This is a genomic window from Mammaliicoccus lentus (genome assembly GCF_947036595.1).
GTDB lineage: Bacteria > Bacillota > Bacilli > Staphylococcales > Staphylococcaceae > Mammaliicoccus > Mammaliicoccus lentus.
The window spans coordinates 176,220-189,460 of sequence record NZ_OX344834.1; the positions used below are offsets into that span (position 1 = coordinate 176,220).

The 13,241-nt window shown below is 32.6% G+C and carries 12 protein-coding genes; 7 read left to right on the plus strand and 5 right to left on the minus strand.

The annotated features are described in order from the left end of the window. Positions 1-37: 37 nt before the first annotated feature. From ACNMOQ_RS00795 to xylE, 4 genes are all read left to right on the plus strand, one after another. Positions 38-1,192, plus strand: coding sequence for an ROK family transcriptional regulator (locus ACNMOQ_RS00795; RefSeq protein ID WP_017000386.1), 1,155 nt, complete (start codon positions 38-40; stop codon positions 1,190-1,192). Positions 1,193-1,339: 147 nt separating this feature from the next. Further along, entirely contained in the window at positions 1,340-2,662 is a 1,323-nt protein-coding gene (gene xylA / locus ACNMOQ_RS00800) for a xylose isomerase (RefSeq protein WP_416350106.1), read from the plus strand. A 5-nt stretch (positions 2,663-2,667) separates the two neighbouring features. Then, positions 2,668-4,158 carry a xylulokinase gene (gene xylB / locus ACNMOQ_RS00805; protein ID WP_416350107.1) on the plus strand — a complete coding sequence of 497 codons (1,491 nt, stop codon included), beginning with the start codon at positions 2,668-2,670 and terminating at the stop codon, positions 4,156-4,158. Between the two features lie 20 nt (positions 4,159-4,178). Then, on the plus strand, positions 4,179-5,636 hold the full coding sequence (gene xylE, locus ACNMOQ_RS00810) for a D-xylose transporter XylE (protein ID WP_064204730.1): 1,458 nt from the start codon (positions 4,179-4,181) through the stop codon (positions 5,634-5,636). A gap of 177 nt (positions 5,637-5,813) precedes the next feature. Here the strand turns inward: xylE and ACNMOQ_RS00815 are convergent, their stop codons facing one another. Then, on the minus strand, positions 5,814-7,211 hold the full coding sequence (locus ACNMOQ_RS00815) for an MFS transporter (RefSeq protein ID WP_135022327.1): 1,398 nt from the start codon (positions 7,209-7,211) through the stop codon (positions 5,814-5,816). Between the two features lie 318 nt (positions 7,212-7,529). Between ACNMOQ_RS00815 and ACNMOQ_RS00820 the strand changes: the two genes are divergently transcribed. Genes ACNMOQ_RS00820 through ACNMOQ_RS00830 form a run of 3 tightly spaced genes read left to right on the plus strand, consistent with a single transcriptional unit; the run spans position 7,530 to position 9,215 of the window. After that, positions 7,530-7,991: a DUF2243 domain-containing protein gene (locus tag ACNMOQ_RS00820; protein ID WP_017000043.1), complete on the plus strand. Its 462-nt coding sequence runs from the start codon at positions 7,530-7,532 to the stop codon at positions 7,989-7,991. After that, positions 7,978-8,751, plus strand: coding sequence for a cytochrome c oxidase assembly protein (locus tag ACNMOQ_RS00825; RefSeq protein ID WP_416350108.1), 774 nt, complete (start codon positions 7,978-7,980; stop codon positions 8,749-8,751). The genes ACNMOQ_RS00820 and ACNMOQ_RS00825 overlap by 14 nt, the downstream gene beginning before the upstream one ends. 38 nt (positions 8,752-8,789) lie before the next feature. Next, positions 8,790-9,215 (plus strand): hypothetical protein, encoded by a 426-nt coding sequence (locus tag ACNMOQ_RS00830; protein ID WP_416350109.1) that lies wholly within the window; start codon positions 8,790-8,792, stop codon positions 9,213-9,215. Between the two features lie 65 nt (positions 9,216-9,280). Here ACNMOQ_RS00830 and ACNMOQ_RS00835 read toward each other — a convergent pair whose 3' ends face one another. Genes ACNMOQ_RS00835 through ACNMOQ_RS00850 form a run of 4 tightly spaced genes read right to left on the minus strand, consistent with a single transcriptional unit; the run spans position 9,281 to position 13,209 of the window. After that, positions 9,281-9,703 carry a pyridoxamine 5'-phosphate oxidase family protein gene (locus ACNMOQ_RS00835; RefSeq protein ID WP_416350110.1) on the minus strand — a complete coding sequence of 141 codons (423 nt, stop codon included), beginning with the start codon at positions 9,701-9,703 and terminating at the stop codon, positions 9,281-9,283. A 46-nt stretch (positions 9,704-9,749) separates the two neighbouring features. Beyond that, entirely contained in the window at positions 9,750-10,850 is a 1,101-nt protein-coding gene (nadA, locus tag ACNMOQ_RS00840; protein ID WP_282862130.1) for a quinolinate synthase NadA, read from the minus strand. Further along, positions 10,851-11,684, minus strand: a complete 834-nt coding sequence (nadC, locus tag ACNMOQ_RS00845) for a carboxylating nicotinate-nucleotide diphosphorylase (protein ID WP_416350111.1) — start codon at positions 11,682-11,684, stop codon at positions 10,851-10,853. Continuing rightward, the gene (locus ACNMOQ_RS00850) at positions 11,635-13,209 is read right to left on the minus strand and encodes an L-aspartate oxidase (RefSeq protein WP_416350112.1); all 1,575 of its coding nucleotides are present in this window, start codon (positions 13,207-13,209) and stop codon (positions 11,635-11,637) included. Before ACNMOQ_RS00850 ends, nadC begins: the two co-directional genes overlap by 50 nt. Positions 13,210-13,241: the final 32 nt, after the last annotated feature.

The following is a 13,241-nucleotide window of genomic DNA, read 5'->3' on the forward strand; positions in this document are numbered from 1 at the left end:
AAATAGAACATTCAAAGTGCATATGGGGTCTTAAATTATGGAAAATAACTTATTTTTAAATATAAATAGTAATGAAAAATTAGTGCTAAAAGAAATTTTTAATCATCAAAATATTTCACGCACAGAAATATCAAAGAATCTAGGAATTAATAAAGCGACCATTTCTAGTATTTTAAATAAATTGAAGAGTAAATCTTTAGTGCGCGAAGTTGGTGAAGGTGACAGTACGAAAAGTGGCGGAAGGAAACCGATCTTACTTAAGGTTAATCATCTGTATGGCTACTTTATTTCGTTAGATTTGACGTATAGTTCAGTTGAAGTGATGTATAACTACTTTGATGGTAATGTGATTCAACACGAATCTTATAAATTACCGAATGACAATGTAAGTAGTATATTAGATATTTTGAAAGAGCACGTTGATGTTCGTGAGAAACATGACACTATTCACGGTTTATTAGGTATGTCTGTATCTATACATGGTGTCGTTGATAATGATCAAAATGTCATTTATTTACCATTCCACAAGACAGACGGGGTTTCTATAACAGAAATGCTAAAAGAATTTGCCCAAGTTCCTGTGATGATCGAAAATGAGGCAAATCTTTCTGCATTGTATGAACGTAATTTTAAGCATAGTTTATCGATTAATAACCTTATAGCGCTTAGTATTCATAAAGGTATTGGTGCGGGCTTAATTATTAATAATAAATTGTATCGCGGTGCCAATGGTGAAGCGGGTGAGATTGGAAAAACACTTGTATCAAAAGTAAGCAATAATGTGGAAACTTATCATAAGATTGAAGATATTTTTTCTCAAGAAGCTTTACTACAAAATTTAAGCCATCAATTAGGTGAGACGTTAACACTTAGTAAACTAATTCAATATTATAAAGAGCGAAACTCTGTAGTTGTGCAAGAGATGGAGCAATTTATTAATAAGATTGCTATATTAATACATAACTTAAACACGCAATTTAATCCAAATGCTTTTTATGTTAACTGTCCGTTAATTAATGAAATGCCAGAAATTTTAGAAGAAATTAAAGAACAGTTTAAACAGTATTCTCGAAATGAAATTCAAATCAAGCTAAATTCTAATGTGAAGTATGCTACTTTGTTAGGTGGAACTTTAGCAATCATTCAAAAAGTGCTACAAATTGAAGACATTCAATTAGATATTCATATTTAAAAAGAACTTGTTAGAAATCTTATAAAAGATTTCTAACAAGTTCTTTTTTTAATGTAGAAAGCGTTTACATAAATGATAGTATATGATATATTATTTTTAAAGTTAGTTTGTTTAATAAACTAACCAACTATCATTAGGAGGATTACAATGACATATTTCGACATAGATAAAGTAAAATACGAAGGTTCAAAATCACAAAACATTTATAGTTTTAAATATTATAATCCGGAAGAAAAAATAGGCGATAAAACGATGGCTGAACATTTAAGGTTTAGTGTCGCTTATTGGCATACATTTACTGCAGATCTTTCAGACCCATTTGGTGTAGGCACGGCTGAACGTGAATGGGATAACTTAAATGAGATGGACAAAGCTAAAGCAAGAGTGGATGCTATTTTTGAATTCATGGAAAAATTAAATCTTGAATATTTCTGTTTCCACGATATTGATATTGCTCCTGAAGGTTCTAATTTAAAAGAATCAAATGAAAACTTAGACGTAATAGTCGATCTTATTAAAGAAAAAATGGACGAAACAGGCAAGAAATTATTATGGAATACTACTAATAATTTCACACATGAACGTTTTGTACACGGAGCAGCTACATCTTCTAACGCTGAAGTATATGCATACGCTGCAGCGAAAGTGAAAAAATCTTTAGAAATTGCTAAAAAGTTAGGCGCAGAAAACTTTGTATTCTGGGGTGGTCGTGAAGGTTATGAAAGTTTATTAAATACCGATATGAAGTTAGAACTAGATAATTTAGCAAACTTCTTCAAGATGGCTAAAAGTTATGCTGAAGAAATAGGATTTGAAGGACAATTCTTAATTGAACCTAAACCTAAAGAACCAACTACTCATCAATATGATACAGACGTTGCAACAGCTCATGCTTTCTTACAGAAGTATGGCTTAGATGATGTATTTAAATTTAATATTGAAGCAAACCACGCTACTTTAGCAGGTCATTCATTCCAACATGAACTAAGATATGCACGCGATAATCAAATGTTAGGATCAGTGGATGCCAATCAAGGTCATCCTCAACTAGGTTGGGATACTGATGAATTCCCTACAGACGTGTATGACACGACATTAGCGATGTACGAAATACTTAAAAATGATGGTTTAAGCCCAGGTGGTCTAAACTTCGATGCTAAGCCAAGAAGAACATCATTTAAACAAGAAGACTTACTATTAACGCACATTGCAGGTATGGATACATTTGCACTTGGATTAAGAGTCGCTCATAAAATGATTGAAGATAACTTCTTCGAAAATATCATTAATAAAAAATATAAATCATTTAGTGAAGGTATCGGTAAGGAAATTGTAGAAGGAACAACTTCATTTAAAGAATTAGAAAAATATGCACATAAAATAGAAAAAATTGAAAATGATTCAGATCACTTAGAAGTAATAAAATCACAAATCAATCAATATATTCTAAATATCAATAATGGAGAATGATAATTATGACTTATGTAATTGGCGTTGATATTGGTACAAGTGGATTAAAGTCCATAGTTGTTAATAAAGATGGTGAGGTCGTTGATTCTCATAGCATCAGTTATAAAACGACGCATCCAAAGTCTGGTTATAGTGAAATGGATCCAGATGTTTGGTACGAAGCAACAGTGAATAGCTTAACGCACTTATTAAAGAAATTTGATAAACAATCAATCACAGGTATTAGCTTTTCAGGACAGATGCATGGATTAGTCGTTGTTGACGAATCTGGTGATAGTATAAGGCCAGCTATTTTATGGAATGATACACGTACTTCACAAGAAGTGGAAGAAATTAAAGAAGCTTTAGGTATGGAGTTCTTACTTAAACAAACACAAAATACTGTACTTGAAGGTTTCACACTTCCGAAATTAATTTGGCTAAAAAATAATGAACCTAATAATTATAAAAAGATTCATAAATTTATGTTGCCGAAAGATTATGTTGTCTATAAATTGACGGGTAATATTTTCACAGAACCATCAGATGCTGCTGGAACGATTATGTATAATATCAAAACTGAAAAATGGTCTGAAACATTATTAAATCAATTAGATATTGATTCGAACATTTGCCCAGAAGTGATTCCTTCTCATCAAAAAAGTGGTGTGTTAAAAGAAGATATTAAGAATCAATTAAATATTGACTGGGAAATAAATATTTATCAAGGTGGCGCAGATAATGCCTGTGGTGCACTTGGTTCTGGTATAACAGATGAAACAAAACAACTTGTAAGCATTGGTACATCGGGCGTTGCACTTTCTATTGAGAACAGTGAACATTACGAAAATGACGGTAACATGCATTACTTTAGTCATTGTGTGCCAAATCAAAAGTATATTATGGGTGTTACACTTTCAGCTGGCTATAGTTTAGAATGGCTGAAGCAATTGCTTAACCCAGATGAAGACTTTAGTACATTCTTACAAGATATTTCACAATCTAAAATAGGGGCAAATGGACTCTTGTATACACCATATCTATTAGGTGAACGTACACCGTATAACGATGCATCTGTCAGGGGTAGCTTTATTGGGCTAGATGCTAATACATCGCAAAAGGATATTAAACGTTCAGTACTTGAAGGTGTTACTTACTCTATTAATGAAAGTATCGAGATTATGAAAAATCAAGATGTCGATATAAAAGAAATTGTTTCTATTGGTGGAGGCGCAAAAAATGAAGAATGGTTACAAATACAAGCGGATATCTTTAATGCGCCTATTATGACTAGGACAGAAGAACAAGGGCCAGCATACGGTGCTGCAATGTTAGCTGCAATGGGCGAAAACTGGTTTGATACATTTCAAGATAATAGCCAATCATGGATTAACTATCATGAAAAAGTCACGCCAGATTCAAAAAATAATGAATCATATCAAAAATTATTTAATATATATAAACAAATTTATACTGCAACTCAGCCACTAACGAAACACTTAGCTCAATTTAAATAACGAATTAGGGAGATGGGGTAATGAGTAGTTATGATAATAAGAGATTTATCTTTAAAATTGCACTAATCGCAACGCTTGGTGGGCTATTATTTGGTTATGATACAGCAGTAATTTCTGGGGCAGAACAATCATTACAAAAGTATATTACATCAGGTTATGGTAGTTTTATCCACGGAATAACAGTATCAAGTGCTTTAATCGGGTGTATTATAGGTGGATTATTGTCTTCAAATATTTCAAGAAGTTTAGGTCGTAAAAAATCTTTACAAGTTGCTGCAATCTTATTTATAGTATCAGCAATTTTATCAGGATATCCAGAATTTCTATTCTTTGATGCAGGACAATCAAGTTTAGGGTTGTTAGTCATGTTTAATATATACCGTGTTATAGGTGGGATAGGAGTAGGCTTAGCTTCTGCTATTTCTCCAATGTATATTAGTGAAATTTCTCCTTCATCAATTAGAGGACGACTCGTATCTTGGAACCAGTTCGCAATTATATTTGGTATGTTAGTCGTATACTTTGTAAACTATGGTATTACATTTGGTCAATCACAAAATTGGGTTGATGTAATAGGTTGGCGTTATATGTTTATGACTGAAGCAATACCAGCTGTCGTATTCTTTGTATTGCTATTCTTGGTACCAGAAACACCTAGGTATTTAATATTAGCTAATAAAGATAAAGACGCATTAACTGTTCTGAATAAAATTTATTCATCAAATGAGCATGCTAAAAAAGTATTGAAAGATATATTATCTACAAAAAGTAAGAAAAATGATACAAAAGCACCATTATTTAGTTTTGGTAAAACAGTCATTATCATCGGAATATTACTATCTATATTCCAACAATTTATTGGAATAAACGTAGCACTTTATTATGCACCGAGAATTTTCGAAACCCTTGGTGCAGGTAGTGATGCTTCAATGATTCAAACTGTCGTTATGGGATTAGTAAATGTGGTATTCACATTAATTGCTATAATTTATGTTGATAAATTTGGACGTAAACCGTTACTTATCATTGGATCAACAGGAATGGCTATCGGTATGATAGGCATGAGTATATTAACAGCAAATGGAATATTCGGTGTAATCACATTACTATTTATGGTCATCTATACTGCTTCATTTATGATGAGTTGGGGTCCAATTATTTGGGTATTATTATCAGAAATATTCCCGAACCGTATTAGAAGTAGTGCGATGGCTATAGCAGTAGCAGTTCAGTGGTTAGCGAACTTTACAATCACATCAACTTATCCATTTATGATGGATATCAGCGGTACAATGACTTATGGTTTTTATGCAACAATGAGTATACTGTCAGGAATATTTGTTTGGAAATTCATTCCTGAAACTAAAGGTAAAACTTTAGAAGAACTAGAAAGTATATGGGAAAAAGATAAGCCTAACGAGAATAAACAAACTGAAGAATACGGAAATGTACCGTATGAAAATACAGTTACGAAGTAGAAAAAATGAGGCTGGGACATAAATACATGTCTCAGCCTCTTTTATTATAATGGCAGTAGCTGACTGGATTGAAAATGCGCTTATATCAAGTTTTTTCCAACCCTAGTCATCCTTGCCGGGGCGGGACTACGAAATCTATTTATTAAAATGAGATTTCTGTCCCGCTCCCTTTTGTTATTATATTTTTTCAATATATTGGTCTTCATGTTCTACATCTTTACCAACTGGCTCCCACTTAATAACAGTAGTAATAATTAAACCAAGTATAGGCACAGCGGCTAAAAATAGCATTGTATTATTTAGTCCGAAGTTAGCTAAAATAATTGGGAATATAAATGTTCCAAACATACTGCCGAATCGACTAACTGATTCAACAAATCCGGTACCTTTACCTCTTAAAATAGTCGGATAAGATAAGGCTCCAATTGCTTTACCTTGTGTGCCTGGACCACCTGCATGACCGAATAGGAAGAATGCTACCATGAGTGCAATTAACCATGTATATGTGTGTCCGTAAAAGAATCCGATGACTAACATTGAACAACCTACAATACTAAAACCAATCATCGTTAGTTTGCGTGCGCCGTATTTAGTTGTAAGTAATGCACCTACTAAACCACCAATGATACCAGCAACGTTAATCAAAGCTGTACCTGATAATGATTCAATTTTATTGTCACCAATAATGTATATAGCAATTAAAGGAATATATAATCCAATTGCATAATACTGCATCCCTTGCAATGTAGCTATTGAAGTCGCTAATATTGTTCTTTTACGATAACGTTTGTTGAATAATGTTCTTAAAGGATGTTTTACTTCTGTTTTACGGTAAGATTCATCTTCACCTTTATTCGGTTCAAGTTTCACTTTAATATTGTAGTTCTTTTCAAGTTCTCTTGTAGCTTGAGTAAGTGTTTTGTTTTTCATCGACCAAGTAGGGCTTTCACTTAAATAAAAGAGTCTCAAAACAAGTATAATCGTTGCAAATACAGCACCAAGACCTACTGAATAACGCCATAACCAAGTGCCAGTACCTAATTCATATAGCAGAATCACAATCAGTGCAGATGATACCACTGCAATATACCAGACAACTTGCCAATAATTGACGTTACGACCTTTATCCTTTTTATTACTGATTTCTGCAATGAATGTGAAAGCAACAGGGCTGTCCATACCGATTGCAAATCCCATCAATAATCTGAAACAGAGTAATATGAATGGGGTAGGCGATAACGCTGCACCGAGAGCGCCTATAATTAAGGAGATTAATGAAATGGATAGAATAAGCTTGCGGCCCAATTTATCAGCATAAAAACCACCAATAGCTGCACCAATTAAAGCACCAAAAGGCATAGCAGTCATAACAAAAGATAAATATGTTGCGGATAAATTAAATTCTTCTGTAAGCTGATCAGTAGCTGTACCTAAAATCGTTAAATCGTAAGCGTCTAAAAAAATAGTCCCTAATACTATAATAAGTAGTAGTGACGTACGTTTTGTTGTTTTTCGCTCATTTACATAATCGACGATATCTTGTTTCGTATGTATTGTGATTGTTTCATTTGTCATACCCGTCCCCTCCTAAAAATATGTTTGCACACTTTAATGAAGATACAAATATGTTGAATCAGAAGCTGTTTATAGTAAATATATACCCTTTGAGTGTAAATGTTAAATGATAAAAGTTATGAGTATAAATAATATTATCCGAATAACTATGTATAAAAATTAACTACCTTACCGATTTATATATCATTCACTTTATTGTACAGTTCCCTGTACAGCAATTCGAATGGTTTAGATGAGTATTCTTAAAATAGAGAGAGATTACGCTAAACATATGAGGGTATTTGTTAGAATAAGAGCTATTTTCGAGGGGGTATTTTGATGCATAATGAACGCCAACTTTACGATAAAAAACATAGGTGGTCCGGACTTATGTTTGGCTTTGGTTTAGCGGGTTTTATAGACGAAATGGTTTTTCATCAGTTTTTACAGTGGCATCATTTTTATGATCAAATGACGAGAGAAGTAGGCTTATTTTCTGATGGTGTGTTAAACGCAATGTGTGGATTTTTTATTATTTTTGGTTTGTTTTTATTGGCAGATGCGAGACGGAAATTCAGCACGAATTGGATATTTTGGATTGGTCGAGTATTAATGGGAATGGGCACATTCCAGGTATATGACGGCATTATTAATCATAAAATTTTGAGAATGCACCAAATTCGCTACGTAGATAATGTCATTACTTATGATATAGTTTGGATTGTTACAGGTTCTTTAATGATTATCGTTGGGTATTTAATGTCTCGAAAAAGAGAGATGATAAAGCATGATAATTCTTAATTCTTTGCCTATTATTATCATAGCGTTATCCTTAATTGGTTCGTATATTGGAATGGCATTGAAAGAACGAAGTTGGCCATTTTATAGAACATGTTTATGGGTAATTGGTGTTTGTAGTGGTTCAATTGTAATGATTGAACCAATGGCGAGTTTAATGCATCATCATTTTGTTAACCACATGTATGGGCATATACTATTAGGAATGTTAGCACCCCTTTTAATGGTGCTTGCAGCTCCGATAACGTTGTTATTAAAATCATTACCTACAAAAAGCGCGAGAAAGTTAACTTCGTTTATGAATACTGGTTACGTCAAATTTATAATGCATCCAGTAACAGCACTTGTCTTAAATACTGGCGGTTTATGGTTATTGTATAGGACTGATTTATTCATGTACATGCATCATTCTGCTTTAATTTATTATTTAGTTCATATTCATATTTTTCTAGCAGGATACTTATTTACGTCTATCATGCTATATATAGATCCAGTACGAAATCCTTATTCATTTCGTTACAGGGCTATTGTTATGATGATTTCAGTCACTTTGCACCAAATATTATCTAAGTCATTTTATCCTTATCCTCCTTCAGGGGTAGAGACGAATCAAGCAGAAAAAGGCGCAATGGTCATGTACTATGGTGGAGATGTAATAGAACTCTTTATTATATTTTTAATGTGTTTAAAATGGTATAAAAGTGTGAGGCCGAAAAGAATAAATCAATATAATAAGCAGAGTAGTAAAAGGCTCAATGTCTAATGATTTAAAATTTTGTTTTGTGTATCGGAGATGTATGAATGGGTAAAGCACGTTTAATTATAATGCCATTATTTATCAGTTTAATACTTACATGTATTACGTATTTTTTATTCGTAATTATTGATTTAATAACAAATTACCATACTGCTGACTTGTTATTAAACGTAGATTTTGTAAGAAATTATCAAAATATAACTTTAATAGAAGAATTGAGTTATCATTTTTTAACTACTTTAATAATAGTAATTATCACTATTGTTATTTACGTTAATTTCAATAAATTGAAAATTATTTTTTTAACAACTCTCTTTATTATATTTACTGTTTTATATCCAATTCTTATAAAAATGTCAGAAAGGGATATATTTCAATATAGCTTAAATGAACATGTTATTTGGATAGTGGGTCATATATTATTTCTATACTTGTTAAACATTATTGTGACACGTAGTTACTTGAAGTGATTAGTAATAAAAAACCTGAAAAATCTTAAAAGATTTTTCAGGTTTTATTTAATATAAAAGCTTTATTATAGAGTGATAACCTGTGGTGTCTCTACATCGTCATCATTCATAAGTTTTATAGTTTTAGGTTTAATCTTTATAACGCATAAATCTGGATCTTTTTTAGAATCAAAGAATGTTTTATCTTGGTTTTGCCATAACCAATCTATTGTTTCTTGATCTTCTATAATTTCTGCGTCAGCATCTATTTCTAAAAAGCTATGGTTCGTTGTTTCATTATATCCTAGTAATACATGTGCTTTCGGATTATCCCTGAATTCTTCAACTTTTGTCGTTTCTTTGCTTGTTTTTGTATATAGTGTCAAATCGTCGTTATAAAACATCATGTAACGACTGTTTGGTACGTTATTATGAGCTGTAGATAATACACCTACTCGTGATTGATTTAAAATGTTTTCAATTTTATCTTGGATTTCAGTTTTATCCATTTCTATCACCTCACTGTAACTATACCCTGTATATATGAGTTAAATCTTAAACGATACTTAGCATACGTTCTAATGACTGCTTTGCATAATATGCCGTTTCTTCATCAACTTTAATGATGTTTTCAAGATGACCTTGTTGTATTTTGTCTAGGCACCATGCTAGATGTGGTAAGTCGATTCTATTCATCGTTAAGCATGAACACATAAGTGGGTTAAGTGAGTTTATGGTGATATCAGTATATGTTGTTTTTAAACGGTTAACGAGATTCATTTCAGTTCCTATTACCCAATTAGAGCCTTTTGGAGCGTTTTTAATCTTGTCGATAATATATTTAGTAGACCCCGCGTAGTCTGCCATTTGAACAATGTCGAATTGACATTCAGGGTGTACGATGACATTTACATTTGGATCTTTTTTACGTGCTTGTTCAATGTGTATTGGATAAAATTTTTCGTGAACGGAACAATGACCTTTCCACAATATAATTCTAATATCATCTTCATTGCCATCATAATCTAATACCTTTTGAATAGGGTCCCAAACTGCCATTTCTTCAAGTTTTATTCCTAGTTTATATGCTGTATTGCGACCTAAATGTTGATCAGGTAAAAATAAAATACGCTTACCTTGGTCCAATGCCCACTCTATAACGCTATCAGCATTGCCACTTGTCACACAAGAACCACCATTTTCTCCTACAAATTTTTTAATAGCTGCTGTAGAGTTAACGTAAGTAAGAGGTAAAATGTTATCACCTAAACGCTGTGTTAATACTTCATAGCCATATAATGCCTGGTCGATATTTGCCATATCTGCCATTGAACAACCTGCAGATAAATCTGGTAAATATATATTTTGATTATCGTGCGTTAGTATGTCTGCAGTCTCAGCCATAAAATGTACACCGTTAAATACAAAGTATTTAGCTTTTGTATTTTCTTTACATATTCTTGCTAGTTCTAAAGAATCTCCCATTATATCTGCAAACTGTGCGACTTCATCTTTTTGGTAATGGTGTGTTGGCATAAATAATTGGTCACCTAATTTAGCTTTGATTGTTCGTATTTTCTCTTCTAGTTGTTCGGTTGTCATATTTAAATATTGATCTGGTATAGACTGTGCTTTTTCTATTGTAGGATTAAACAATTAAATAACCACCTTTGCTGAAATGTCTAATGCTTGTTGATTGTAAAATAAAGAACCTATCGAAATATAATGAACACCTGTTTGAGCATATTCTAGAACATTATCAATATTGATGTTTCCAGAAGCTTCCGTCTTAATATGACTAGGTACATCTTGAATATGCTGTGCTATCCATTCAGGTTTGCAATTATCAAACATAATGATATCTACCTCTGCTTTAATTGCTTCTTGTAATGAATCTATATCTTCTATTTCGATTTCTATTTTATCCATTGGACCGACTAGTTGCTTTGCTTTTGACACGAGGTCTTGTATAGATTCGCTAAAACTAATATGATTATCTTTTAACATCAATCCATCATTTAAAGTTCGACGATGATTGTATCCACCGCCCACGTGAACAGCATGTTTTTCAAACATACCGAGACTCGGTGTTGTCTTTCTTGTATCAACTATTTTAACGTTTGTATCTTGAACTTTTTGTACGATGTGATGAGTTGATGTGGCAATGCCTGACATGCGTTGTATTAAGTTTAAAGTGATGCGTTCCATCGTAAGTAAAGTTGTGATAGAACCTTTTATAATTGCGATTTTTTGTCCTTTTTCTACAATTTCACCGTCTTTAACTAATATATTCGTATGAACATTGCTTTCAATTAGTTTAAAGCTTTCTTGAATGATTGTTTCTCCACAAAAAATACCTTGAGCTTTACTGATAAGAGTTAATTCACCTTTTTGATTTAAATCAAAAACACTTGAAGATAAATCACCATAATGATTATCCTCAAGGTAAAATTGTTTGAGCTTTTCTTGGACATACAACTTGTTTAGCATGAAATTTATCCTCCATTGTGATTTCTATATCAATAGTTTGTAATTGAGGTTGGCTATGCGGGTAATCCGTTCTAAAATGAACACCTCTAGATTCATTTCTATTTAAAGCTGATAAACTTACCATTTCTAAAGTTTTTATTTCTACATACCTTTGCCAATTTTCTTTATTCCATTCATCTGTAACCATTGAATTTCTAAGACAAAGTTGAATATCTTTTAAGTAGCGTTGAATATTTTGACCATTACGTTCTATACCTAATACTTCAAAACTTTGATTTCGTAACGCATGAAAATCTTGTGCTGTAATGAGAGGTATTTGTAACCTACATAGTTGAATGCTTTGTATTTCTCTTATTGGAGTATTTTTTATTTTTCTTCCACAAAGGTTTCCCATAACAAGACCTTCTAAAAGTGAATTGCTAGCTAATCGATTAGCACCATGAAAATTTGTATTGCAGGCTTCACCAATAGCATAGAAGTGTGGTTCTTCAGTTGTACCGTCTAAATGCGCTTTAACGCCACCCATTGTATAGTGTGCACCTGGAGAAACAGGTATCAATTGATTATGATATGCATCCGGAAAATGTTTAACTAGATTTTTATATATCGTTGGAAATCTAGTAGTGAAGTGGTCAATATGTTTTATGTTGATATAACATTGGTGACCTTCTTTTTGTTGCTGGAAAATAGCTCTACTCGTCACATCTCGTGGTGCTAAACTACTAAGCGGATGTAAGTCGTTCATAAACTCGTGACCAATTTCATTGACTAATATACCGCCGTGCCCTCTTACTGCTTCTGAAACTAAGCCATATGTTTCGTTGTTAGTGCCTAGTAAAGTCGGGTGAAATTGTATCATTTCCATATGTCTTAGATGGATGTTGCTATGATATGCAACTATATGACCTGAGTTTATTGTTTGAGACGCGCTAGAATTGATAGGAAACAAGTTACTGTAACCACCAGTAGCTAAAATCACGTCATGAGCGATGATTTCTAATTTGTTGTCATGCTTATCAAGCGCAACGACACCGGATATTTCATGTGAAACGTCTCTTAATAAGTCAATCACTTCAGTTTCTTCGTAAATAGTTAAATTTTCTGACGGTAAATGTTGAATGAGATATTTAGTAATATAAAAACCTGTTTGATCGCCTCCTATGTGTAGAATACGTGCTTTCGAATGAGCACCTTCCATAGCAAAATCTAAAGAAGTTTGTTCGGATTTTTTATCAAAATTTAAGCCATCATCTATCATCTCTTGGATAATGTTATGGCTTTGTTGAATCATTGATTGGATGATGCTTAAATCACCTAATTCATTTCCAGCAGTATATGTATCTTGTATATGTGCGTTCCCATAATCATTTTCATATTTTGAAAAACAAATACCGCCTTGAGCTAAATTGCTATTATGCATATTAAGTTTATCTTTCGTAATACAATGAATTTGGACATTTGGACCTAAGGCTTTAATGGCTGATAATGCAGCAATTCCTGAACCTATCACTATAACTTTTCTCAAGTTTACACCTTACTTTACATATATGTTATATT